The organism is Streptomyces barringtoniae (genome assembly GCF_020819595.1).
In the GTDB taxonomy this organism is placed as follows: domain Bacteria; phylum Actinomycetota; class Actinomycetes; order Streptomycetales; family Streptomycetaceae; genus Streptomyces; species Streptomyces barringtoniae.
This window is the reverse complement of record NZ_JAJHNP010000001.1, coordinates 249851-274444: the sequence shown is the minus strand read 5'-3', so window position 1 is coordinate 274444 and position 24594 is coordinate 249851. Positions and strand designations below refer to the sequence as shown.

The window sequence follows — 24594 nt, the reverse complement described above, 5'->3', positions numbered from 1 at the left end:
GGCCTCGTCAGGGAGGTTTCTGAAGTGAACATGCGTATGCGTCGTGCGGCCTTCGCCGTTGCTGCTGGTGCCATGGCCGTCTCGCTCGCCGCCTGTGGCAGCGCCAAGGAGTCCGGTGGTGGCTCCTCCAAGTCCTCCAGCCCGAAGAAGGGCGACGCCATCACGGTCGGCCTGCTCCTGCCGGAGAACCAGACCGCTCGTTACGAGAAGTTCGACAAGCCCTTGATCGAGAAGAAGGTCCAGGAGCTCACCAACGGCAAGGGCAAGATCGTCTACGCCAACGCCAAGCAGGACGCCACCCTGCAGAACCAGCAGGTCGACACCATGATCACCAACAAGGTGGACGTGCTGATCGTGGACGCGGTGGACGCCGCGGCCATCAAGAACTCGGTGCAGAAGGCCAAGGACGCCGGCATCCCGGTCGTCGCCTACGACCGCCTGGCGCAGGGCCCGATCGACGCGTACACCTCGTTCGACAACGAGACGGTCGGCAAGACCCAGGGCGAGGCCCTGCTGAAGGCCCTGGGCTCCAAGGCCAAGTCCGGCAAGATCGTCATGATGAACGGTTCCTCCACCGACCCGAACGCCGCGCAGTTCAAGAAGGGCGCCCACGAGGTGCTCAACGGCAAGGTGAACATCGGCAAGGAGTACGACACCAAGGAGTGGAAGCCGGAGAACGCCAACTCCAACATGGAGGGCGCCATTTCCGCTCTGGGCAAGAAGAACATCATCGGCGTCTACTCCGCCAACGACGGCATGGCCGGCGGTATCATCACCGCCCTCAAGGCCGCCGGCATCTCCAACATCCCGGTCACCGGCCAGGACGCGGAGCTCGCGGGTGTCCAGCGCATCGTCGCCGGTGAGCAGTACATGAGCGTCTACAAGCCGTACGCTCCCGAGGCCGCCGCCGCCGCCGAGATGGCCGTGGACCTCGCCCAGGGCAAGCCGCTCGACGCCGTCGCCAAGGACAAGGTCGACAGCCCGACCACCAAGCAGGTGCCCTCCGTCCTGGTGCCGGTCACCGCGCTGACCAAGGACAACATCAAGGACACCGTCATCAAGGACGGCGTCTACACGGTGACCGACATCTGCACCGGGCAGTACAAGGCGGCCTGCGACAAGATCGGTCTGAAGTAAGCAGCCGCACGCGCCTTCCCAACTAGGGGAATTCACCCTTGAATTTCCTTGGCGGGAGGAAGGCGCCCCATCAGCTCCTCCGGTGCCCCGCGCAAAAAACAGCCCCGCAAGCTCGGTGCGGGGCGCCGGACGGAACTACCCCCCAAACTTCTGCACAACCTCCCGCCGGGTCAGGCGGCGAAGGAGATGGTTCACGTGTCCGCTACGCCCGTGCTGGCGTTGCGCGGGGTCTCCAAGCGGTTCGGTGCCGTTCAGGCGCTCACCGACGTAGAGCTTGAGGTCCACGCCGGTGAGGTGGTCGCCCTGGTGGGCGACAACGGTGCCGGAAAGTCCACGCTGGTCAAGACGATTGCCGGCGTGCACCCCATCGATGAGGGCGTCATCGAATGGGACGGCAAGGCCGTCCAGGTCAACAAGCCGCACGACGCCCAGAACCTGGGCATCGCGACGGTGTACCAGGACCTCGCGCTGTGCGACAACATCGACGTCGTCGGCAACCTCTTCCTCGGCCGGGAGATCCGCCGCCGCGGTGTCCTCGACGAGGTCGAGATGGAGCGGCGCTCGCGTGAGCTGCTCGACCAGCTCTCCATCCGCATCCCCAGCGTCCGCATCCCGATCGCCTCGCTCTCCGGCGGTCAGCGCCAGGTCGTGGCGATCGCCCGCTCCATGCTCGGCGAGCCCAAGCTGGTCATCCTCGACGAGCCCACCGCCGCGCTCGGCGTCGAGCAGACCGCCCAGGTTCTCGACCTGGTGGAGAGGCTGCGGGAGCGCGGTCACGCCGTGATCCTCATCAGCCACAACATGGCCGACGTCAAGGCCGTCGCCGACAAGGTGGCCGTGCTGCGTCTGGGCAAGAACAACGGCGTCTTCGAGGTCAAGTCGACCTCGCAGGAAGAGATCATCTCCGCCATCACCGGCGCCACGGACAACGCCGTGACCCGTCGTGCGGCGCGCAGCAATGGGGAGATCAAGAAGTGAGCATCGACAAGACCTCCACGCCCCCCGAGGACGTACCCGTGGAGAACCCCGAGGCGGCACGCGGCTCCGACGTCGCCGTCGACCCCCGTCTGCTGGTGCGCGAGCAGGGCCTCGCGGGCTACGTCACCGAGTTCAAGCGCAAGATGAAGGCCGGTGACCTCGGCTCCATCCCGGTCGTCATCGGCCTGGCGATCATCTGGATCATCTTCCAGAGCCTGAACTCCAACTTCCTCACCGCGGGCAACCTCTCCGACATCTCCGTCGCCATGGTCGGCACGGGCATGATCGCCGTCGGCATCGTGTTCGTCCTGCTGCTCGGCGAGATCGACCTGTCGGTCGGTTCGCTCTCCGGTGTCGCGGGCGCCACCTTCGCGGTGCTCAACATCACCCACGGCATGAACGAGATCCTGGCCCTGGTGCTGTCGATCCTCACCGGAACGGTCGCCGGCGCGCTCCAGGGCTTCTTCTTCGCGAAGATCGGCGTGCCGGCCTTCGCGGTGACCCTGGCCGGTCTGCTGTTCTGGAACGGCCTCATGCTCAAGATCCTGGGCGACAACGGCACGATCAACCTGAACGACAACGGCCTGGTCGCCAAGCTGACCAGCTACTACTTCTCCGACGTGGCCGCCGCCTACGGCCTCGCCATCGGGGTGACGGTGCTGTTCTTCCTCAGCTCCTACTTCGGCAACAGGCGCCGCGAGGCCGCCGGGGTGCCCTCCCGCCCGCTGAGCGAGACCATCCTGCGCACCGTGCTGCTGGCCATCGTGTCCTTCGCCGCCGCGCTCGTCTTCAACCAGTACAAGGGCCTGCCGCTGGCCGTGGTGATCTTCGTCGCCGTGCTGTTCATCACGGACTTCGTGCTGCGCCGCACCTCCTACGGCCGCAAGGTCTTCGCGCTCGGCGGCAGCGTCGAGGCCTCCCGCCGTGCCGGTATCAACGTGGACATGGTCCGGATCTCGGTGTTCGCCATCTCCGGCACGTTCGCGGCGATCGGCGGTCTGTTCATCGCCTCCAAGATCGCCTCCGCCAACCAGGGCGCCGGCGGCGGTGACCTGCTGATGAACGCGATCGCCGCGGCGGTCATCGGCGGTACGTCGCTGTTCGGTGGGCGTGGACGCACGTGGAACGCGCTCCTCGGCGTACTGGTGATCGTCTCGATCCAGTACGGCCTCGCGCTCCAGGGCATCGCCTCGCCGGTGCAGTACATGATCACCGGTGGTGTTCTGCTCGCCACAGTCGTCATCGACGCGGTGACCCGCAAGACGCAGAAGTCCGCTGGTCGCGCGTAGCGCCCCAGCTGTACGACAGTGCCCGGCGCCCGAAAGGCGCCGGGCACTGTCGTGTCGCGCAAAGCATGAACATTAGACTCGGGCGAGCCCGGCGAAAGCTCGATCAGCTCTACTGCAAGGAGGCACGGGTGCCGCTGCTGACCCGCATCAGGGGACCGCGCGATCTGGACCGGCTCAGCCTGGAGCAGCTGGACCAGCTGGCAGAGGAGATCCGGACCTTCCTCGTCGACGCCGTCTCCAAGACCGGCGGCCACCTCGGCCCCAACCTCGGCGTGGTGGAGCTGACCATCGCCCTGCACCGCGTCTTCGACTCGCCGAAGGACAAGGTGCTCTGGGACACCGGCCACCAGTCCTACGTGCACAAGCTGCTCACCGGCCGGCAGGACTTCTCCAGGCTGAAGATGAAGGGCGGCCTGTCGGGCTACCCCGCGCAGGCCGAGTCCGCGCACGACGTCATCGAGAACAGCCACGCCTCCACCGTGCTCGGCTGGGCCGACGGCATCGCCAAGGCCAACCAGCTGAAGAAGCGCGACAGCCATGTCGTGGCCGTCATCGGTGACGGTGCGCTCACCGGCGGTATGGCCTGGGAGGCGCTTAACAACATCGCCGACGCCAAGGACCGTCCGCTGGTCATCGTCGTCAACGACAACGAGCGGTCGTACGCCCCCACCATCGGCGGCCTGGCCAACCACCTGGCCACCCTGCGCACCACCGACGGGTACGAGCGTTTCCTCGCCCGGACGAAGGAGCTCCTGGAGCGCACCCCGGTCGTCGGCAAGCCGCTGTACGAGACCCTGCACGGGGCGAAGAAGGGGTTCAAGGACTTCATCGCGCCGCAGGGCATGTTCGAGGACCTGGGCCTGAAGTACGTCGGCCCCATCGACGGCCACGACATCGAGGCGCTGGAGTCCGCCCTCGCCCGCGCCAAGCGGTTCGGCGGGCCCGTCATCGTGCACTGCCTCACCGAGAAGGGCCGCGGCTACCAGCCCGCCCTGCAGGACGAGGCGGACCGCTTCCACGCCGTCGGCAAGATCCACCCGGACACCGGTCTGCCGATCGCCTCCTCCGGCGCCGACTGGACCTCCGTCTTCGGCGACGAGATGGTCCGGCTCGGGGAGGAGCGCGAGGACGTCGTCGCCATCACCGCGGCCATGCTCCAGCCCGTCGGCCTGGACAGGTTCGCCAAGCGCTTCCCCGAACGGGTGTACGACGTCGGCATCGCCGAGCAGCACGCCGCCGTCTCCGCCGCGGGCCTCGCATACGCCGGGGTGCACCCCGTCTTCGCCGTCTACGCCACCTTCCTCAACCGCGCCTTCGACCAGGTCCTCATGGACGTGGCCCTGCACAAGTGCGGGGTGACGGTCGTGCTCGACCGGGCCGGTGTCACCGGAACGGACGGTGCCTCGCACAACGGCATGTGGGACATGTCGATCCTGCAGGTCGTGCCCGGCCTCAGGCTGGCGGCCCCGCGGGACGCCGAGCAGGTGCGGGCCCAGCTGCGGGAGGCCGTCGCGGTGGACGACGCGCCGACCGTGGTGCGCTTCTCCAAGGGCGCCGTCGGCCCCGCCGTACCCGCCGTGGGCCGGATCGGCGGCATGGACCTGCTGCGCGAGCCCGGCACCGACCGGCCCGACGTGCTGCTCGTCTCCGTGGGCGCCCTCGCCCCGATGTGCCTGGAGATCGCCGGCCTGCTGGACAAGCAGGGCATCTCCACGACCGTGGTCGACCCGCGCTGGGTCAAGCCCGTCGACGAGGCCATGGCCCCGCTGGCCGAGCGGCACCGGGTCGTCGTCACCGTCGAGGACAACAGCCGGGTCGGCGGCGTCGGCTCCGCGATCGCCCAGGCCCTGCGCGACGCAGGCGTGGACGTGCCGCTGCGCGACTTCGGCATCCCGCCGCGCTTCCTCGACCACGCCTCCCGCGCCGAGGTCCTCGCCGAGATCGGCCTGACCGCCCCGGACATCGCCCGCCAGGTCACCGGGCTGGTCGCCAAGCTGGACGGCAGGTTCGACCGTACGGCCGCCGAGGTGGACTCGGTCGAGCCCGCGCGCGACTGACGCGAACGCGCCCCTCACGGGCCGGTCCGGCCACTCCTTGCGGTGGCGGAACCGGCCCGTCTGCGTGAACCTGCCTGTGCCGGGGCATACGCATCCCGACCCTCTCGATCATGACGGGCCACGGCGACGTCCCCAAGCGTGGGAGGCAGGCACGTGAGCAGCGCGCTGTTCAGGACGAAGAACGTCGAGCAGTCCATCCAGGACACCGAGGAACCGGAGCACTCGCTCAGGAAATCGCTCTCCGCGCTCGACCTGACCGTCTTCGGCGTCGGTGTCATCATCGGCACCGGCATCTTCGTCCTCACCGGACAGGTCGCCAAGAACAACGCCGGCCCGGCGGTGTCCCTGGCCTTCGTGGTGGCCGGCGTGGTCTGTGCGCTCGCCGCCCTCTGCTACGCCGAGTTCGCGTCCACGGTCCCCGTGGCGGGCTCGGCGTACACGTTCAGCTACGCCTCCCTGGGCGAGCTGCCCGCCTGGATCATCGGCTGGGACCTGGTCCTTGAGTTCGCGCTCGGTACGGCGGTGGTGGCGGTCGGCTGGTCCGGCTACATCCGCTCCCTGATGGACAACGTCGGCTGGCACCTGCCCGACTATCTGGCCAGCCGGGACACGGCCTCCGGCTTCGGCTTCGACATCCTCGCCGCGGCCCTGGTGCTGGTGCTCACCGGCATCCTCGTCCTCGGCATGAAACTCTCGGCCCGGATCACCTCGCTCGTCGTCGCCATCAAGGTGATCGTCGTGCTCATCGTGATCATCGCCGGTGCCTTCTTCATCACGGGCAGCAACTACTCGCCGTTCATCCCCAAGCCCCAGCCGGTGCCGGCCGGCGGCAACCTCAGGGCCCCGCTGATCCAGCTGATGTTCGGCTGGGCGCCCGCCAACTTCGGTGTGATGGGCATCTTCACGGCCGCCTCGGTGGTGTTCTTCGCGTTCATCGGTTTCGACATCGTCGCCACGGCCGCCGAGGAGACCCGCAACCCGCAGCGGGACATGCCGCGCGGCATCCTCGGCTCCCTGCTCATCTGCACCGTGCTCTACGTCGCCGTCTCCCTCGTCGTCGTCGGCATGCAGAAGTACTCCAGGCTGTCCGTGGAGGCCCCGCTCGCCGACGCCTTCAAGGCCATCGGTCATCCCTGGTACGCCGGGGTGATCAGCTTCGGCGCCGCCGTCGGCCTGACCACCGTGTGCATGATCCTGCTGCTCGGCCAGACCCGGGTGTTCTTCGCGATGAGCCGCGACGGACTGCTGCCGCGCTTCTTCTCCCACGTCCACCCCCGCTTCCGCACCCCGCACCGGCCGACCATCCTGCTGGGCGTGATCATCGCGATCGTCGCCGGCTTCACCAGCCTCAGCGCGCTGGCCGAGCTCGTGAACATCGGCACGCTCTTCGCGTTCGTCGTCGTCGCGATCAGCGTGATCATCCTGCGCCGGACCCGCCCGGACCTGCCGCGCGCCTTCCGCACCCCATGGGTCCCGGTCATCCCGATCCTGTCGGTGTGCGCCTCGCTGTGGCTGATGCTCAACCTGCCGGCCGAGACCTGGCTGCGGTTCGCGATCTGGATGGTGATCGGTTTCGCCGTCTACTTCTTCTACGGCCGCACCCACAGCCGGCTGGCCCCGGGCGGGCGGGCCGCCACCGGCGAGACCCAGCGGCCGGCCGCCGGAGACACTCCGTAACCGTCTTCACCGAGCGGTCCCCTCGTTCCGGCCCTGTATGTCCCGCTTCGGCAGGGGCTGTGGGGCCGGATGGCGTGCTCCCCGTGCTCCCCGTGCCCGTCGCCCCACTCGCCCCCGCACGGACATCACCCCGAGGACCGTCACCCGGACGGCGTACTGGAGAGGGCTGCCTCTCCTCGCGGCGCTGGCCTGCGGCACCCGGCTGCCGTCCTTCGTCCGGCCGCTGTGGAACCCGGACGAGGGGTACCTCGCCTCGCCGTCCAGGCCAGGCTGCCGGCCCAGGGCGGGCAGCTGTACGACACCGTCGTGGACCGCAAGCCGCGGTGCTGCCCTGGCCGTACGAGGCCGCGTTCGCGGTGCGCGGTTCCGGCTCGCCGACGCCGCTGCGGGCGCTCGCGGTCCTCGCCCAGCTGCTCACGGCGGTGCTGCCGGCCTCCCTCCCGGCGCCGCTGGGGCGACGGCGCGGGCCGGACGGCGGGAGTGCCGTATCCGCTGGTCTCGGTCGGGCTCAACCCCGAGGACGCGCAGGCCGCCTCCTTCGAGGTGTTCACACTGCCCGGCACGGCCGCCGCCCTGTGGTGCGCCGACCGCGGGCGCTGGGGTGCGGCCGGGGCCGCCGGAGCCGTCGCGTTCCTCACCAAACAGAACGGCGGCGCGGCGCTGCTTCCCGGGGCGTGGCTGCTTGCACCGGCAGGGTGCACCGCGCCGGTGCCGTACCGCACGGACGTCAGGTCCCGCGCCGTACCCTGCGGTCGATCAGGTCAGCCCAGTACCGTGCGGGGTCCCGTGACCTGGGCGCCGTGTTGCCGGACGCGGCGGCGCAGTTCGCGGTCGGCGGTGACGACCAGGCAGGGGCGGTCGCCGGCCGTCGCTGCGAGGGCGACGATGTGGTCGTCGCCGCTGCCGGGCGCGTCCTCGACGCGCACCCCGGGCACCGACTCCACGCCCCGGGCCGCGCCCTCCACCACCAGGACCAGCTCCAGCGGACCGGGCAGGCCGGCCACGCCGGACCGGGCGAAGGGCGGCAGCCGGTCGCGCAGGCGCTCGGCGGCACCGCGGCGGTCGCGCCACCAGCCGTCGGGCACCGAGCCGACGACGTTCGCGCCGTCGACGATGAGCAGAGGCAGGGGCTCGTCCGTCGCGTCCGTCCCGCCCGAGGTGTCCGTCATGTTCCGTAACAGCCCTGCTGTGTCGGGTTGGTAACTGCCTCAGTCTGTCACGGGACTCCTCGCCCAGCGGCCCGTGATCTCGGCGATCGCGGCGGCGGCGCGCTCGGCGGGCCGCCCGCCCGCGCGCACCCCCGGGGAGAACTCGACGTGCAGGAACGGCACATGGTCGGCGTCGGCCACCTGGCCCTGCACGTTCGTCAGACCCTCCAGCGGGCAGGACCGCGCCCACGCCCGGCACACCCGGAAGCCGTGCCCGCTCAGGGCGTCGGCCAGGTCCCGGCCCTCCGGCCGGCCCGCAGACCCGGCGCCGGTGGAGGTGATGACGTCGTAGTCGGGCGCGGCGGAGGCGGCGAAGCCGTGCAGCTGGATCCCGGGCATCCCGCGGCGAGCCAGTTCCGCCCAGATGGCGTGGAAAACGGTGTCCTCGCGGTGTGCCACGTCCGCCGCGTTACCGACCCCGGCTTTGCGGTGTGCTCCCGCGATCACGAGGATCCCGCCGGGTGAGCCGCGCAGCACCCGCACGCCCAACTGCTCGGTGCCCAGATCGAAGCCGGGATGCGGGACCTGCACCGACCAGCTCGGGCGGTGGTCCAGATCGAGGTAGACCCGGCCCCAGCCGCGTGGCGTCGCGGCGGAGTCGGTGCGGTCGGCGACCTCGGTATAGCGGTGGCCGGAGGGCCGGTCGACGACCGTGCGTACGGTGAAGTCCCGCTGGGACAGCCGCTGTTCGGCTTGAGCGCGGTGGCCGTCGAGCAGCAGGCCGATGGCCGCGGCGATGTCCTCGCGGTCGGCCCGGCCGGGCGGCAGATACCCCCGGCCGGGAGCGAACCGGCTCGTGTAGTCCGCCACCTCGCGGGCCAGGTCGATCTGCTCGGCCCCCTTCGGCGCGGGCCCGCGGCCGTCGTGCGCGGTGTCGCCCGGGCTGCGGAGCAGGACGGTGAGACCGGCCGCCAGACCGGCGACGACCAGCAGCAGGGTTGCGATCGTGAGGAGGCGTGAGCGTTGGGCTCTCATGGTTGTATCAAGATATCCCGGTGAACAGACGCCGTAGCCGGACCCTGCTGTCCCTGCTGACCCCGCTCTCCCTCCTCGCCGCCGTCTCCGGCTGCGGACTCCTCTCGGACGACGCCGGAGCCCCGGCCGGCGGGCGTTCCTTCACCGTCGCGGCCGCCGGGGACATCCTCATGCACCCCGAACTGGTCGACCAGGCCCGCAAGGACGCCGAGCGCACCGGCAAGGGCGTGGACGGGCTGGACTTCGGGCCGATGATGGCCGGCATCAAGCCGCTGATCAGCGGGGCGGACCTGGCGATCTGCCACTTCGAGCCGGTGATGGGCCCGGCGCGGGGCCCGTTCGAGGGCTTCCCGGACTTCCAGGTGCCGCCGCAGCAGGCGAAGACCATCAAGGACATCGGTTACGACACCTGTTCCACCGCCTCCAACCACACCCTCGACCACGGCTACGAGGGCGTGAAGCGCACCCTGGACGCACTGGACGCCGCCGGGCTGAAGCACACCGGCTCGGCCCGCACCGCGAAGGAGGCGAGCACCCCGCTGATCATGGACGTCAAGGGCGTCAAGGTCGCGCAGATCTCCTTCGCCTACGGCTTCAACGAGCCGCACAGGCTCCCGAAGGACAAGCCGTGGCTGGCCAACCAGCAGGATCTCGGCCGGATCAAGGCCGCCGAGCAGCGGGCCCGCACGGCCGGTGCCGAGGTGGTGATCCTCTCCCTGCACTGGGGCCGCGAGCACCATCCGGAGCCGTCGGCCGCGCAGCTCTCCTTCGCCCGGCAGATCGCCCGGAACACCGGCATCAACCTGGTCATCGGCCATCACGCGCACGTCGTGGAGCCGATGGAGAAGGTCGACGGGACCTGGATCTCCTACGGCCTCGGCAACCAGATCGCCCGGCACGAGGTGCCGACGGGCCTGACCGAGGAGGGCGTGATCGCCTGGTTCACGTTCACCGAGCGGGGCAAGGGCCACTGGGACGTCCGGCCGCGCTTCGAGCCGACGCTGCTGACGATCCCGCCGGACGCCGAGAACGTCCGCGACGGCGGCACCGCCGCGTACACCGGCGACGACGTGCGGGACTACCGCCTGCTGGACGTGCCGGCCGCGCTGCGCGACGACCACGGCCTCACCGGGGCCCGGCGGGCCCGGCTGCGGCTGGCCTTCGAGCGCACCGAGGGCACCCTGCTGAACCGCGGCGCGGCCGGGGACGGGCTGAAGCCGCTCACCCCGCTGCCCGAGTAGATGCCGGAAACGCCCCTTATGGGCAAGGCATTTGTCCGAACTTGTCCGACGGTTGCGCGATGTTGCCCAGATCACGTCGGACTTACCGCAACTTAACCCCTCTCTTGCCTGTCTGAGGTTTCCGGGCGAGCTCTTACTTTCGGCGCGCCCGGAGCCCGTATTCACGAGAGGACCCTTCCGTGGCGTCACCGCCCCCGGCGCGGCAGCATCGAGCCCGCCGCCGAGCCGACATGTCGCTGATCGGAGGCATCCGCCCGCCGATCGCGGTCCTCTCGGCGCTGCTGCTGACGCTCGCCGGCATCACGGCACTCGTCCTGGGCCGCGTCGACGACACCGGCGTGCCGAAGGCGGTGCTGACCTCCCAGCAGCACTTCGCGGAGGACGGCGCCGTCGCGCTGCGCGCCTCCATCGACGAGTCCGTCACCGACGTCACCCGCTCCGCCGCGCTGTTCAGCGCCGGACAGCCCGTCTCCGGCGACGCCGTCCTCGACAAGCTCGGCAGCACCTACGAGAAGTGGATGGGCACCGCCGTAGTGGAGGTCCGCACGGGCAAGCTGGTCGCGGCCCGCGGCGAGACGGTGCCGCTCACCTCCGTGGACCTCTCCTTGCTCAGCGGCGAGGACGGGCTGGCCCCGCGCATGGTCCGGCAGAAGAACGGCGAGGTACGCCTGCTGTCCTTCGGGCTGCTGACCTGGCCGGGCAAGCCGCAACTGCTGCTGGTGGCCTCCCGGAACCTGAAGTTCCCCGGCATCAGCCTCGGCCAGTTCCGCTCCATCGCCGTGGTCGACGCGGGCGGCACGATCCTCAGCAGCGACGGCATCGCAGAACCCGAGTCGGCGCGCAACAGCGCCGACCGCAAGGACATCACGGCCTCCCGCAAGCAGTTGAAGGACTTCGCCGAGCAGGCCGCCCGCCGGGCGCAGCGGGATCCGCGCAGCAGCAAGGAACCCGGCAGCGGCGGTTACCAGGGCGTCAGCGGCAGCCTCCTCGGCGGCGAGCTGCTCGGCGACCGGCCCGTCGCCGGATACGCCACGCTCGCCGCGGCCGAACCCGGCGAGACCACCACCGCCACCGGACTCGGGCTGTCCGTGGTGGCCATGGTCAAGGTGACGGAGGAGTCCGGCCATGCAGGCTCCCCGGTGTTCGGACTGGCGGCGGGCGGTGCCCTGCTCGTCGTCGGCGCGCTGGCGGTGGCCGTGCTGCTGGGCACCGTGCAGCGCCCGCTCATCCGGCTGTTCCTGGAATCCCGCCGGCTCACCCGCGGCGATCTGACCCGGCCGGTCACCGTCCCCGGCTACGGCGAGGCGCACCGCATCGGCGTCGCCCTGGAACGGCTGCGCCGGCAACTGCTCGGCGAGAGCGCCGAGGCCACCGGACCGGCCGAACGCCCGCGCGGGGTGCGCCGGGTGGGCACGCGTGCCCTCCTCGCGGTCTGCGCCGTGCTGCTGCTGGCCTGGGCCGCACCGCTGATGCTGCTGTTCAACCGGGCCGACAACACCGCCGAGGTGCCCCGGCAGCTCGTCAACGACCAGCGCGAACGCACCGACACGCTCAGCGACCGGGTGCGCCGCGCGCTCAACGAGGGCGACGCCGACCTGCAGTCGGTCGCCTCCCTGATCGGGGACAAGACCTCGCCCCAGGCCATGGAGACGGTGCTGGAGCACACCTACAACGAGAACAAGCGCTACCGCTCCCTCTACGTCGTCGACTCCTCCGGCGCCATCCAGGTCCGCGAGGGCAAGAAGCCCAAGGTGATCCAGTCCGACCGCGTCTCCGGCAGGCCCCTGCGGCTGCTGGGCCGCGGCGGCAAGGAGCCCGTGGTCGTCGCCGCGGCCGAGATCCCCGGCCGCAACGGGGGCCAGCTGGTCGGCGAGTTCCGCGTCGAGTTCCTCAACGCGCTGCTGACCCGGCCCGGCCTCGGCGTGGTCCGGCTCGTGGACGACCGGCAGGAGGTCATCGCCGGAAACACCGGCTTCCTCGCCTTCCAGGCGCTGCCCGACCAGCACCTGGAGGACCTGGTCGAGGCCAGCGCCCAGCGACTCGGCAAGAAGCCGCAGCCCAATGGCCTGCTCTACCGCGGGAACGGGCTGCGGATCGCCGCCGCAGCGCCGTTCTCCGGCGGCGGCTCGGCCGAGTCGCTCCACTTCAGCGTGGTCAGCTGGCAGCCCGTCGACCGGCTGGCCATCCCGGAGTTCGACGCCCAGAACCGCACCGTCCTCGCCGGTCTGCTCGGTGCCGCCGCGGCCGTCGCCTGCCTGGGCTGGCTGCACATCGTCGTCGCCCGTCCGCTGCGCGCCCTCGCCGACCGGGCCGAGGCCCTCGCCGGAGGCGACCGCAAGAACGTGCTCTTCCCGCAGCACCACGACGAGGTCGGCGCCGTCACCCGCTCCCTGGAGCTCATCCGGCAGCAACTGCAGGACCAGCGCCGCCAGCAGCCCCGCCGCACCCCGCCGCCCCGGCCCTCCGCACCGCACCAGGACCCGCCGGAGCAGAACGCACCGCCGTCGCACGCGGAGCCGTACGCACCGCCGTCGCGCCCGGAGCCGTACCCGTCGCAGCAGTACCCGCCCCAGCAGTACACAAGGAACTGATCACCCGTGTTCTTCCTCTATACCGTGCTGCTGGTCGGCTGCGCGATACTGCTCGTCGCCGGCGTCGTGGAACAGCGGCGGCACTTCACCAGCCTGGACCACATCCCCACCCGCGTCCTGGTCAACGGCATCCGCGGCAAGTCCTCCATCACCCGGCTGTGCGCGGGCGCCCTGCGCGGCGGCGACCTGGTCACCGTCGCCAAGACCACCGGCACCGCGGCCCGGTTCATCCACCCGGACGCCACCGAGGAGCCGGTCTACCGCAAGTTCGGCATCGCCAACGTGGTCGAGCAGATCGGCATCGTGCGGCGTGCCGCCGCGTACAAGCCGGACGCGCTGGTCATCGAGTGCATGGCCGTCATGCCGGCCCTGCAGGAGATCAATCAGTCCAAACTGATCCGCTCCACCATCGGCGTGCTGTGCAACGTCCGCGAGGACCACCTCGCCGAGATGGGACCCACCCTGGACGACGTGGCGCGCTCGCTGTCCCGCTCGATGCCCGAGGACGGCATCTGCGTCACCGCCGAGAAGGACCGCTTCCACATCCTCCAGGAGGAGGCGGACTCGCGTAACTGCAAGCTCGTCTACGCCGATCCGGAGACGGTGACCGACGAGGAGCTGCGCGGGTTCAGCTGGTTCACCTTCAAGGAGAACGTGGCCATCGCCCTCGCCGTCGCCGAACTCCTCGGCGTGGACCGGGAGACGGCCCTGCAGGGCATGTACGACGCCCCGCCGGACCCCGGTGTCCTGTCCGTCGAGCGCTATCTGACGCCCGAGGGCAAGAAGCTGCGCTTCGCCAACGTCTTCGCCGCCAACGACCCCGAGTCGACGCTGATGAACATCAACCAGCTGCTCGACCTCGGCGCCATCCACCGCCCGCTCAACGTGGTCATCAACTGCCGCCCCGACCGCGTCGAACGCAACGGGCAGATGGGCGAGATCATCCCCGACCTCGACCCCGAGCGGGTCTTCGTCATCGGCCACCCGGCCAAGTCCGCCATCGACGCGATCCCCGCCGAGTTCCGCTCGCGCGCCGTGGACCTCGGCGGCGACAAGCGCGACCCCGAGGAGTTCATGGGCAGGATGCTGGACATGCTCGGCGCGGACTCGTCGATGGTCGCGATCGGCAACATCCACGGCCAGGGTGAGATCCTGCTGGAGCACCTCGCCGAACTGCCACCGGACGAGAGCGCCGACGAACCGGCGGCCGCCGCCCCGGCGGGCCGGACCGAAGCGGCACCCGCCGTGGTCGAGCACGTCGAGACGATGCAGCTGTACGTGCCCCGCATCGACCCCTACCAGCGCTACCCGGAGGCGTACGAGGCGCGCTACGCGCACCAGCAGCCGTACGTCCCGCAGATCCCCGTGCAGCGGGACGCCGTACACCCCCACCCGCACCGGGATCCGGTACCCCGGGCCGGGGACGACCAGCCGTACGCGTACGACACCGGGACCGAGCCGCGGCCGACGCAGCACGGCGGCCCGGCCGCCCCCGCCCTGCCGCAGGCACCCGCCGACAGCGGCCCGGCAGCCGGACCGCACCGGCCCCGCGGGCTGTTCGAGCCCCGCCTCCCGCCCCAGCCTTCCGCCGACGACAGCCAGCAGTGGCACAGCCCAGGAGAACAGCGTTGATCCCCTCCGTCCTCACCCCCGAGATCGCCGCGATCGGCATCGGCCTGGGCCTGATGTTCTCGCTCATGTGCTACCTGACGACCAACCTGTCGCCGGGCGGCATGATCACTCCGGGCTGGCTCGCGCTCACGCTCATCGAGGACCTCCAGCGCGCCGCCCTCGTCGTCGGTGTGACCGTGCTGACGTACCTCGCCACGCTGCTCCTGCAGAAGTTCGTGATCCTGTACGGCAAGCGGCTCTTCGCGGCCGTCGTGCTCAGCGGTGTGCTGATCCAGGCCACCGTGATCATCGTGCTGCAGATGGAGTTCCCGCTGCTGTACGCCAACCAGACGCTCGGCTTCATCGTCCCGGGCCTGGTCGGCTACCAGCTGGTCCGCCAGCCCAAGGGCGCGACCCTGCTGTCCGTCGGCACGGTCACCCTCGCCACCTATGTGGTGCTGACCGCCGGCATCCTCCTGGGCGCCATGCCGTCCGCCTGACCCCGTCCGTATCCGACGCATTCCTGGAGCCCCCACCATGCCGAAGCGCAAAGGCCGCCCGGTCGTCCACACGGTGACGGTCCTGGCGCTGCTCGCGGGCAGTGCCTACTTCACCTACGAACTGCGCAAGGACCAGCAGGCGAAGCTCCCGGCCGCCCAGACCATCACCGAGAACCTGCACAGCTCGGGCGGGGCGACCGGCAAGCAGACCTGGGAACGGCTGAACAACCCGGCGCGCTCGGTGCTGCGCGACGGCAAGGGCGCGGTCATCGCCACCTTCACGGACGGCGCCCGCACCGCCACCCTCAAGGGCCCGACCCGCACCTTCAGCGAACCGGCCAACACCACCACCAAGGTGGTCACCGACGACTGGGTCCGCCTCATGCCGGAGGCCTGGACCGAGGGCGCCGAGAAGCAGCAGTGGTTCAAGGACTGGTTCAAGCAGTACTACGGCAGCGAGGAGGACGACGTCTTCGCGTTCGCCTTCCAGTACGTCGTGGGCGCGCCGGTCAAGAAGGACGACCAGGGCATCCAGTACGCGGGGCACGCCACCTACGGCCCCCTCAAGGCCGACGGAGTCGACCGCTACGAGCAGACCGACTTCTACGACTACCTGGGCATCCCGTACACCTTCCGGGACGGCGTCACCGAGTACCCGCAGCAGGACCGGCTGCGCGCCGTGGACTGCTCCGGCTATCTGCGCCTGGTCTACGGCTACCGGGCCCGCTACCCGCTGATGTCCGACAACGACCACGGCGACGGGCTGCCGCGCACCGCCGACGGCATGGCCCGCGGCAAGGAGGGCGTGGACATCATCAAGCTGCAGGGCCCGAGCCCCTGGTACGTGCGGCCGCAGAACATCGACGTCCTCCAGCCGGGCGATCTGCTGTTCTTCAAGATGGACCACCGCACCGGCAACCACATGGACCACTCGGCGATCTACCTCGGCCCGGACACCGAGGGTCACAAGGTCTTCATCTCCAGCCGCAAGGAGCAGAACGGCCCCACGATCGGCGACCAGGGCGGTGTCTCGCGTCTCGACGGAAACGGTTTCTACGCCGGGCTGTTCCGCAGTGCGAAGCGGCTGTGACCAGGGGCGGCGAGGGTGTACACAGGGCCCGGGGCTAGAGTGAACCGGTGAACGGCGACTGGCTTCTGCGCGGCCGAGACGGCCGGCTCAGTGTCTACCAGCTGTCGGGCGAGGCCGTCCTGTGCCGGGCGGAGCGCGAACCCGGCGGCCCCTGGACCACCCCCCGCAGGGTGGGCGGCGACCAGAAACTGCACCCCGTGCTCGCGGTCGGCCAGGGCGCCGACGGATACACGCACCTGGTCTCCTGGCGGCCGACGTTGCCGGGCGAGTCCGGCCTGGTGCACTCCACGCACTTCCGGCCGCACCTCGCGGCGCTGGACTGGAACCCGATCGGCCACCCGAGGAAGCGGGGCGGCGACCGGTCCGGCACGCCGGCCGTCGCCGTCGACGCCCAGGGCCGCGCCCATGTGTTCGTCCGCAACGACGGCGGCGGGGTGCACATGGTCGCGCAGAAGGAGAAGGGCGGCTGGGAACCCTGGCTGGATCTCAGGGGCAGCAAGGTGCAGGACGGCCTGGCGGCGGTGACGGGGGAGTCCGGCCGTGTCGAGCTGTACGCGGCCATTCCCGACGGGATCCTGTACTGGCGCCAGGAGAAGGCGGGCACCGGGCCGGTCCTGGCGGAAACCCTGCGCACCCCGGTCCGCCCGGGCACCCTCTACGCCCTCGCCACGTCCCCCGACAGCACGACGCTCTTCTACACGGACCCCGGCGGCGACCTGTGCGCCTGGCGCCCCGGCGGCAAACCGGTCACCTTGCTGCCCGCGGCCGGTACCGGCCCGGTCTCGGCGGTCCGCTGCGAGCTCGACGGCCACGACTGCACCCTGCTCGCCCAGCGCGCGGCGAGCGGCCGCGTCGCCTTCGCCGCCTACCCGAGCGAACTGGAGTCGGCGGGCGCCTGGTGGACCGAGTCGGGCCCGCGGCTGCCCGTGGACGCGACGGTGTCCCTCACCACGGACGCGGACGGCCGGGTGGCGGCGGCAACGTTGTCCCCGTCCACGGACCAACTCCTGCTGACCCGGCGGAAGGACGAGCCGGGCCTGGCCCTGGAGGCGTGGCGGCAGGTCTGAGTGCGCCATGATGGCCGGCGTGGACACCGAGACTCTCATCGACGCCTGGCGGCGTCTCCTCGTCGGCTCCGGAAAGACATGGGTGCTGTTCGAGCACGGCACCTGCGTGGTGCTCGAGGAGCCCACCGGGGACCTCGCCGCCCAAGCCACCGAGATCCTGCGGGAGTTCGGTCCGGTACGGGTCGGGGGCCCCGCGGGCGACTTCCGGGTGCTGGAACTGCACAACGGCGAGGGCTGGCTGGTGACCGGCCACCACCCGGACGTGGTCACCTTCGTCCCGCTGGACGACTCCGCCGATCCCTCGCACCTGGCCGTCGGCATCCTCGGCCGCTCACGGCGCGACCGGGACGGCACCGAACTGCACGTCGTCCACGTCGAGGACGACCGCCCGGCCGAGGCCTGACAACGCCGATGCCCGGCACTCCAGTCGGTGTGCCGGGCATCGTACGACCGTACGCGGTGCCCTACGCGGGGATGCTCGCCACGCCCTGCGCCAGGAACTTCTTGCCGTTCACGCGCTCCGAGACGCCCTCGCGGTCCAGGTACGGCGTGATGCCGCCCAGGTGGAAGGGCCAGCCGGCGCCGGTGATGAGGCAGAGGTCGATGTCCTGGGCCTCGGCGACGACGCCCTCGTCGAGCATGAGCCCGATCTCCTGCGCCACGGCGTCAAGCACCCGCGCCCGCACCTGCTCCTCGGTCAGGACGACGTCGCCCTGCTTCAGCAGCGCGGCGACCTCCGGGTCCAGCTCCGGCTTGCCGCTGTCGTAGACGTAGAAGCCGCGCTTGCCCGCCTTGACCACGGCGGCGAGGTTCGGGGAGACCGTGAAGCGGTCCGGGAAGGCCCGGTTGAGGGTCTCCGAGACGTGCAGGCCGATCGCCGGGCCGACCAGCTCCAGCAGCACCAGCGGGGACATCGGCAGACCGAGTGGCTCGACGGCCTTCTCGGCGACCTCGACCGGGGTGCCCTCGTCGATGACGTTCTGGATCTCGCCCATGAAGCGGGTCAGGATGCGGTTCACGACGAACGCCGGGGCGTCCTTGACCAGAACCGCGGTCTTCTTCAGCTTCTTGGCGACGGCGAAGGCCGTGGCCAGGGAGGCGTCGTCGGTCTTCTCGCCGCGGACGATCTCCAGCAGCGGCAGCACCGCGACCGGGTTGAAGAAGTGGAAGCCGACGACCCGCTCGGGGTGCTTCAGCTTCGACGCCATCTCCGTCACCGACAGCGAGGAGGTGTTGGTCGCGAGGATCGCGTGCGCCGGGGCGACCGCCTCGACCTCCGCGAACACCTGCTGCTTGACGCCGATCTCCTCGAAGACGGCCTCGATGACGAAGTCGGCGTCCGCGAAGCCCTCGGCCTTGTCCAGGACGCCGGTGACCAGCGCCTTGAGGCGGTTGGCCTTGTCCTGGTTGATCCGGCCCTTGCCGAGCAGCTTGTCGATCTCGGAGTGGACGTAGCCCACACCCTTGTCGATGCGCTCCTGGTCGATGTCGGTCAGTACGACCGGCACCTCCAGGCGGCGCAGGAAGAGCAGGGCCAGCTGCGAGGCCATCAGACCGGCGCCGACGACGCCGACCTTGGTGACCGGGCGGGCCAGGTTCTTGTCCGGGGCGCCCGCGGGACGCTTGCCGCGCTTCTGGACCAGGTTGAACGCGTAGAGACCGGCGCGCAGTTCACCGCTCATGATCAGGTCCGCGAGGGCCTGGTCCTCGGCGTCGTAACCCTGCTGCAGGTCGCCGTTCTTGGCGGCCGCGATGATGTCGAGGGCGCGGTAGGCGGCCGGGGCCGCACCGTGCACCTTGGAGTCCGCGATGAACCGGCCCTTGGCCACGGCCTGGTCCCAGCCCTCACCGCGGTCGATCACGGGACGCTCGACCTCGATGTCGCCCTTGAGGACCTGCGCGGTCCACAGCAGCGACTGCTCCAGGAAGTCGGCGCCCTCGAAGATCGCGTCGGCGATGCCGAGCTCGAAGACCTGCTTGCCCTTGAGCTGCTTGTTCTGGTTCAGCGAGTTCTCGATGATGACCGAGACGGCCTTGTCGGCACCGATCAGGTTCGGCAGCAGGGTGCAGCCGCCCCAGCCGGGGACCAGGCCGAGGAAGACCTCGGGGAGCGAGAACGCCGGGACGGCCTTCGACACCGTGCGGTAGGTGCAGTGCAGACCGACCTCGACACCGCCGCCCATCGCCGCGCCGTTGTAGTAGGCGAAGGTCGGGACGGCCAGGTTGGACAGACGCTTGAAGACGTCGTGCCCGCCCTTGCCGATGGCGAGCGCGTGCTCGTGCTCCTTGAGGACCTCGACGCCCTTGAGGTCGGCGCCGACCGCGAAGATGAACGGCTTGCCGGTGATGCCGACGCCGACGATCTCGCCGTCCGCCGCCTCCTTCTCGACCTGGTCGATGGCGGTGTTCAGGTTCGCCAGCGAGCCCGGGCCGAAGGTGGTGGGCTTGGTGTGGTCGAAGCCGTTGTCCAGCGTGATCAGCGCGAAGCGGCCCGCGCCGAACGGCAGGTCGAAGTGGCGTACGTGCGCACTGGTGACGACCTCGTCGGGGAACTGCTGTGCGGCCTGCTTCAGAAGCTCGGCGGTGGTGCTCACTTGTCCCCCTCGAAGTGCGGGTTCTCCCAGATGACCGTCGCGCCCATGCCGAAGCCGACGCACATGGTGGTCAGGCCGTAGCGGACGTGTCGCTGCTCCTCGAACTGGCGGGCCAGCTGCGTCATCAGACGGACGCCGGAGGAGGCCAGCGGGTGGCCGAAGGCGATGGCGCCGCCGTACTGGTTGACGCGCTCGTCGTCGTCCGCGATGCCGTAGTGGTCGAGGAAGGCCAGCACCTGGACGGCGAAGGCCTCGTTGATCTCGAACAGGCCGATGTCGGAGATGCCGAGGCCCGCCTTGGCGAGGGCCTTCTCCGTGGCGGGGATCGGACCGTAGCCCATGACCTCCGGCTCGACGCCCGCGAAGGCGTAGGAGACGAGCCGCATCTTGACCGGCAGGCCGTTCTCGCGGGCGAAGTCCTCGGAGGCGATGATCGAGGCGGTGGCGCCGTCGTTCAGACCGGCCGCGTTACCGGCGGTGACCCGGCCGTGCACGCGGAACGGCGTCTTGAGGCCCTGCAGGTTCTCCAGGGTGGTGCCCGGCCGCATCGGCTCGTCGGCGGTGACCAGGCCCCAGCCGGTCTCGCCGGCCTCGGGGCTGGTGCGGCGCACCGAGATCGGCACGAGGTCCTGCTGGATCTTGCCGTTGGCGTACGCCTTGGCGGCCTTCTCCTGCGAGCGCACCGCGTACTCGTCGGCGCGCAGCTTGGTGATGTGCGGGTAGCGGTCGTGCAGGTTCTCCGCCGTCATGCCCATGAACAGGGCGGACTCGTCGACCAGCTTCTCGCTCACGAACCGCGGGTTCGGGTCCACGCCCTCGCCCATCGGGTGGCGGCCCATGTGCTCCACGCCACCGGCGATGACGGCGTCGTAGGCGCCGAACGCGATCGAACCGGCGGTGGTCGTCACGGCGGTCAGGGCGCCGGCGCACATGCGGTCGATGGAGTAACCGGGGACGGACTGCGGCAGGCCCGCGAGGATGCCGGCCGTGCGGCCCAGGGTCAGACCCTGGTCGCCGATCTGCGTGGTCGCGGCGATGGCGACCTCGTCGATCTTCTTCGGGTCCAGACCGGGGTTGCGGCGCAGCAGCTCCCGGATCGCCTTCACGACGAGGTCGTCGGCGCGGGTCTCGTGGTAGATGCCCTTCGGGCCCGCCTTGCCGAACGGGGTGCGGACGCCGTCGACGAAGACGACGTCCCTGACGGTACGAGGCACGATGGCTCTCCTCCAGGGTGCGGGGTGGCACTGCTGCGGCACGCATGCACTGAGCGCGCGCTCAGGACCATGCTACTTACGAGTAACGTGACTGCCCAGTCCCCGAGGCCGGAGCGGCGAAGGTCACATGAAGGCGCCGGCGGAGAAGCGCCCCGCCAGGGGCGCGGGGAACCACGCGACCGGCCACGACGCACCCGCGGTCCCGTACGGCGTCTGCCACTTCTCCATCGCGTTCCTGTACATGCCGTCCCAGGATCTTGGCGTGATCTCGACGTCCCTGCGAGGAGCGACCAGGTGAGACGTCTCGGCGGCTAGGCGCCCTTCGCCGACAGCGCCGACACCAGCAGCGGTGTCACCAGTTCCACCTGCCACGCCCGCGCACCGTACCCGGCCAGCGCGGTCTCCACCGACCCGGCGTCGACCACCTTCGGCGGCTCCCAGCAGATCCGCCGGACCGTGTCCGGGGACACCAGGTTCTCCTGAGGCATGTTGAGCTGCTCGGCAAGGGCGGTGACCCCCGCCCGGGCCGCGGCCAGCCGGGCCGCGGCGGCGGGGTCCTTGTCGGCCCAGGCCCGGGGCGGCGGAGGCCCGGTCACGGGCTGACCCGGCTGAGGCAGCGCGGAATCCGGCAGGGCCTTGGCCCGGTCGACCGCCGCCTGCCACTGCTCCAGCTGCCGCCGCCCCATCCGGTGCCCGAACCCGTTCAGCACCGCGAGGGCGTGGACGTTGGCCGGAAGAGCGAGTGACGCCTCCACGATGGCGGCGTCACTGAGCACCTTGCCCGGCGACACGTCCCGCCGCTGCGCGATCCGGTCCCGCGTCTCCCACAACTCGCGTACGACAGCGAGCTGCCGGCGCCTGCGCACCTTGTGCATCCCGGACGTACGGCGCCACGGGTCCTTTCTCGGCTCGGCCGGCGGCGCGGCCGCGATCGCGTCGAACTCCTGCAGGGCCCACTCCAGCTTGCCCTGCCGGTCCAGCTCCTTCTCCAGGGCGTCGCGCAGGTCGACGAGGAGTTCCACGTCGAGCGCGGCGTACCTGAGCCACGGCTCGGGGAGCGGCCGGGTCGACCAGTCGACGGCGGAGTGGCCCTTCTCCAGGACGAAGCCGAGCACGTTCTCGACCATGGCGCCGAGACCGACCCGCGGGAACCCGGCGAGCCGGCCAGCCAACTCGGTGTCGAAGAGCCGGGCCGGGACCAGGCCTATTTCGCGCAGGCAGGGCAGGTCCTGGGTGGCGGCGTGCAGCACCCACTCGACGCCGGACAGCGCCTCGCCGAGCCCGGACAGGTCGGGGCAGCCCATGGGGTCGATCAGCGCCGTCCCGGAACCCTCGCGGCGCAGCTGCACCAGGTAGGCGCGCTGGCCGTAGCGGTATCCGGAGGCGCGCTCGGCGTCGACGGCGACCGGGCCGGAGCCCGCGGCGAAGGCGGCGACCACCTCGGCGAGCGCGGCCTCGTCGGCGACGACGGGCGGAATGCCCTCGCGGGGTTCGAGCAGCGGTGTCGGCGCCCCCATCACAGAAGATCCGGCGTCGTCCGGAGGAGTGCCTCCGGTGGTGCGCAGGGCGCTGTCTGCTGCGGTGTCTTGGGCGTCGGTCACCTGTCAAGGGTATCCGTGTGTCGACGGCGTCCGTCGACGGAACGTTCCGTCGACGGGCGCCGGAGGGTCGTAAACCAGTCAGGTCGGTGAAAGGCGCGGTTCAGTCAACCGTCCGCTGCTGCGGACCGTTCAGTGGATGATCCCCGTGCGCAGGGCCACGGCCACCATGCCGGCCCGGTCGCCGGTGCCCAGCTTGCGGGCGATGCGGGCGAGGTGGCTCTTGACGGTCAGGGCGGACAGGCCCATGGAGACGCCGATCGCCTTGTTCGACTGGCCCTCCGCGACCAACCGCAGCACCTCGACCTCGCGACCGGACAGCTCGCGGTAGCCGCCCGGGTGGCTCGGGGAACCCGGGGGGCGGCGGTGCATCCGGGTGGCGCCGAGGGGAGCGGCGCCGGGCCGGGTGGGCAGGCCGAGGTTGGTACGGGTGCCGGTGACGACGTAACCCTTGACCCCGCCCGCCAGCGCGTTGCGCACCGCGCCGATGTCGTCGGCGGCGGACAGCGCCAGCCCGTTGGGCCAGCCCGCGGCGCGGGTCTCGGACAGCAGGGTCAGGCCGGAGCCGTCGGGCAGATGGACGTCGGCGACGCAGATGTCGCGCGGGTTGCCGATGCGGGGACGAGCCTCCGCGATGGACGAGGCTTCGATGACATCGCGCACGCCGAGCGCCCACAGATGGCGGGTGACGGTGGAACGGACGCGCGGGTCGGCCACGACCACCATGGCGGTCGGCTTGTTCGGGCGGTAGGCGACCAGGCTTGCGGGCTGCTCGAGGAGAACGGACACCAGGCCTCCTGGGTGGGGGGGACGGGGCCGGCTTGGGGGAAGAAGCCGGGACGAACCGTGCTTTCAAGGTCACAGTCGTCTTCGGCAGCAAACTCGTCCGCCTTTAGAGAATGATCACGATCTAGTGAGTAACAATCTGTGCAATTCGGACGCGCGATCGATCATCGGAAGATCGAGTCGGTTCAAGCCGGTGCGATTCGGGGACGGAAAGTGGCCGTATCGACAAAGAGATGGTCAATAAGGCGCCCATGCGGATGAAACCCCGGTCCGACCGGTTCGCTCACCGTGACTGCGGGCCCCTGCGCTGTGGCAGCGTCACCACCGAGGCATCGCCCGGACCGGCCGGCGGCAGCCCCGCGACCTGGGCCAGCAGATCGCACCAGGAGGCCAGGTGGGAGCCCGTGTCCGGCACCCCGCCGAGGCCCTCACGGGGCGTCCAGGACGCCCGGATCTCGATCTGCGAGGCCGCCGGCCGCTCGGCCAGCCCGCCGAAGTAGTGCGAGCTCGCGCGCGTGATCGTCCCGCTCGGCTCGCCGTAGCCGAGCCCCCGCGCCTGCAGCGCCCCGGTCAGCCACGACCAGCACACCTCGGGCAGCAGCGGATCGGCGGCCATCTCCGACTCCAGCTCCGCACGCACCAGCGTCACCAGCCGGAAGGTTCCGCGCCAGGCGTCGTGCCCCGCCGGGTCGTGCAGCAGCACCAGCCGGCCGTCGGCCAGTTCCTGCTCGCCGTCGATCACCACGGCCTCGAGCGCGTACGCGTACGGGGCGAGCCGCTGCGGGGCGGGCGTGGGTTCCACCTCGACCTGCGGCCGCAGCCGGCTGCTGCGCAGGGCGTCGACCGCGGCCCGGAAAGCCGGCGGGTCCGGAGTACCGGAACGCCGGTCCGCCTCCTCGGTGTCCTTCACGTCGTCCATTCCGTCAGCGCTGTCCGACATTCGTCCGTGAGCCGCAGCCATGCGGGGAAGAGTAAGGGGAA

At 70.7% G+C, this 24594-nt stretch carries 19 protein-coding genes; 12 read left to right on the top strand and 7 right to left on the bottom strand.

Annotation, left to right across the window (positions count from 1 at the left end; translation table 11 throughout):
- The first annotated feature begins 36 nt into the window (after window positions 1–36).
- The 5 genes from LMU33_RS01215 (at window position 37) to LMU33_RS01195 (ending at window position 7138) form a co-directional block, all read left to right on the top strand.
- Complete coding sequence (locus LMU33_RS01215) at window positions 37–1137, top strand: sugar ABC transporter substrate-binding protein (protein WP_228616860.1); 1101 nt, start codon at window positions 37–39, stop codon at window positions 1135–1137.
- A gap of 186 nt (window positions 1138–1323) precedes the next feature.
- Complete coding sequence (locus LMU33_RS01210; RefSeq protein WP_055706661.1) at window positions 1324–2115, top strand: ATP-binding cassette domain-containing protein; 792 nt, start codon at window positions 1324–1326, stop codon at window positions 2113–2115.
- Window positions 2112–3404 carry a sugar ABC transporter permease gene (locus LMU33_RS01205; protein ID WP_228616451.1) on the top strand — a complete coding sequence of 431 codons (1293 nt, stop codon included), beginning with the start codon at window positions 2112–2114 and terminating at the stop codon, window positions 3402–3404. Before LMU33_RS01210 ends, LMU33_RS01205 begins: the two co-directional genes overlap by 4 nt.
- Window positions 3405–3532: 128 nt before the next feature.
- A complete protein-coding gene (gene dxs / locus LMU33_RS01200) occupies window positions 3533–5461 on the top strand; it encodes a 1-deoxy-D-xylulose-5-phosphate synthase (RefSeq protein WP_228616449.1) in 1929 nt (642 codons plus the stop codon).
- A gap of 153 nt (window positions 5462–5614) precedes the next feature.
- A complete protein-coding gene (locus LMU33_RS01195; RefSeq protein WP_228616447.1) occupies window positions 5615–7138 on the top strand; it encodes an amino acid permease in 1524 nt (507 codons plus the stop codon).
- A gap of 761 nt (window positions 7139–7899) precedes the next feature.
- On the opposite strand, the gene LMU33_RS01185 is transcribed toward LMU33_RS01195, so the two are convergent.
- Both LMU33_RS01185 and LMU33_RS01180 read right to left on the bottom strand, forming a co-directional pair.
- Window positions 7900–8307: a PIN domain-containing protein gene (locus LMU33_RS01185; RefSeq protein WP_228616445.1), complete on the bottom strand. Its 408-nt coding sequence runs from the start codon at window positions 8305–8307 to the stop codon at window positions 7900–7902.
- A 39-nt stretch (window positions 8308–8346) separates the two neighbouring features.
- Window positions 8347–9321, bottom strand: a complete 975-nt coding sequence (locus LMU33_RS01180) for a hypothetical protein (protein ID WP_228616443.1) — start codon at window positions 9319–9321, stop codon at window positions 8347–8349.
- A gap of 20 nt (window positions 9322–9341) precedes the next feature.
- Here LMU33_RS01180 and LMU33_RS01175 point away from each other — a divergent pair, with 20 nt between their 5' ends.
- From LMU33_RS01175 to LMU33_RS01145, 7 genes are all read left to right on the top strand, one after another.
- On the top strand, window positions 9342–10562 hold the full coding sequence (locus LMU33_RS01175) for a CapA family protein (RefSeq protein ID WP_228616441.1): 1221 nt from the start codon (window positions 9342–9344) through the stop codon (window positions 10560–10562).
- Window positions 10563–10792: 230 nt separating this feature from the next.
- Entirely contained in the window at window positions 10793–13153 is a 2361-nt protein-coding gene (locus LMU33_RS01170; RefSeq protein ID WP_228616439.1) for a HAMP domain-containing protein, read from the top strand.
- 6 nt (window positions 13154–13159) lie between these two features.
- Window positions 13160–14785: a poly-gamma-glutamate synthase PgsB gene (gene pgsB / locus LMU33_RS01165; RefSeq protein WP_228616437.1), complete on the top strand. Its 1626-nt coding sequence runs from the start codon at window positions 13160–13162 to the stop codon at window positions 14783–14785.
- Window positions 14782–15264, top strand: a complete 483-nt coding sequence (locus LMU33_RS01160; protein ID WP_228616435.1) for a poly-gamma-glutamate biosynthesis protein PgsC/CapC — start codon at window positions 14782–14784, stop codon at window positions 15262–15264. Before pgsB ends, LMU33_RS01160 begins: the two co-directional genes overlap by 4 nt.
- 37 nt (window positions 15265–15301) lie before the next feature.
- The gene (locus LMU33_RS01155; protein ID WP_228616433.1) at window positions 15302–16354 is read left to right on the top strand and encodes an NlpC/P60 family protein; all 1053 of its coding nucleotides are present in this window, start codon (window positions 15302–15304) and stop codon (window positions 16352–16354) included.
- 47 nt (window positions 16355–16401) lie between these two features.
- The gene (locus LMU33_RS01150) at window positions 16402–17421 is read left to right on the top strand and encodes a PLL family lectin (RefSeq protein WP_228616431.1); all 1020 of its coding nucleotides are present in this window, start codon (window positions 16402–16404) and stop codon (window positions 17419–17421) included.
- Between the two features lie 10 nt (window positions 17422–17431).
- Window positions 17432–17824 (top strand): hypothetical protein, encoded by a 393-nt coding sequence (locus LMU33_RS01145; RefSeq protein ID WP_228616858.1) that lies wholly within the window; start codon window positions 17432–17434, stop codon window positions 17822–17824.
- A gap of 61 nt (window positions 17825–17885) precedes the next feature.
- On the opposite strand, the gene LMU33_RS01140 is transcribed toward LMU33_RS01145, so the two are convergent.
- From LMU33_RS01140 to LMU33_RS01120, 5 genes are all read right to left on the bottom strand, one after another.
- Complete coding sequence (locus tag LMU33_RS01140) at window positions 17886–20015, bottom strand: 3-hydroxyacyl-CoA dehydrogenase NAD-binding domain-containing protein (protein WP_228616429.1); 2130 nt, start codon at window positions 20013–20015, stop codon at window positions 17886–17888.
- Entirely contained in the window at window positions 20012–21229 is a 1218-nt protein-coding gene (locus tag LMU33_RS01135; protein WP_228616427.1) for a thiolase family protein, read from the bottom strand. The genes LMU33_RS01140 and LMU33_RS01135 overlap by 4 nt, the downstream gene beginning before the upstream one ends.
- 311 nt (window positions 21230–21540) lie before the next feature.
- Window positions 21541–22830 (bottom strand): ribonuclease D, encoded by a 1290-nt coding sequence (locus tag LMU33_RS01130; protein ID WP_228616425.1) that lies wholly within the window; start codon window positions 22828–22830, stop codon window positions 21541–21543.
- A 129-nt stretch (window positions 22831–22959) separates the two neighbouring features.
- Window positions 22960–23616: a response regulator transcription factor gene (locus LMU33_RS01125; RefSeq protein ID WP_228616423.1), complete on the bottom strand. Its 657-nt coding sequence runs from the start codon at window positions 23614–23616 to the stop codon at window positions 22960–22962.
- Between the two features lie 280 nt (window positions 23617–23896).
- The gene (locus LMU33_RS01120; RefSeq protein ID WP_228616421.1) at window positions 23897–24574 is read right to left on the bottom strand and encodes a DUF3000 domain-containing protein; all 678 of its coding nucleotides are present in this window, start codon (window positions 24572–24574) and stop codon (window positions 23897–23899) included.
- Between the last annotated feature and the right edge of the window lie 20 nt (window positions 24575–24594).

Excerpts from the sequence above, each read along its gene's own strand:
- LMU33_RS01215 (WP_228616860.1), top strand. The coding sequence starts at position 37 with ATGCGTCGTGCGGCCTTCGCCGTTGCTGCTGGTGCCATGGCCGTCTCG.
- LMU33_RS01210 (WP_055706661.1), top strand. The coding sequence starts at position 1,324 with ATGGTTCACGTGTCCGCTACGCCCGTGCTGGCGTTGCGCGGGGTCTCC.
- LMU33_RS01185 (WP_228616445.1), bottom strand. The coding sequence starts at position 8,307 with ATGACGGACACCTCGGGCGGGACGGACGCGACGGACGAGCCCCTGCCT.
- LMU33_RS01180 (WP_228616443.1), bottom strand. The coding sequence starts at position 9,321 with ATGAGAGCCCAACGCTCACGCCTCCTCACGATCGCAACCCTGCTGCTG.
- LMU33_RS01170 (WP_228616439.1), top strand. The coding sequence starts at position 10,793 with ATGTCGCTGATCGGAGGCATCCGCCCGCCGATCGCGGTCCTCTCGGCG.
- LMU33_RS01155 (WP_228616433.1), top strand. The coding sequence starts at position 15,302 with ATGCCGAAGCGCAAAGGCCGCCCGGTCGTCCACACGGTGACGGTCCTG.
- LMU33_RS01145 (WP_228616858.1), top strand. The coding sequence starts at position 17,432 with ATGGCCGGCGTGGACACCGAGACTCTCATCGACGCCTGGCGGCGTCTC.
- LMU33_RS01120 (WP_228616421.1), bottom strand. The coding sequence starts at position 24,574 with ATGGCTGCGGCTCACGGACGAATGTCGGACAGCGCTGACGGAATGGAC.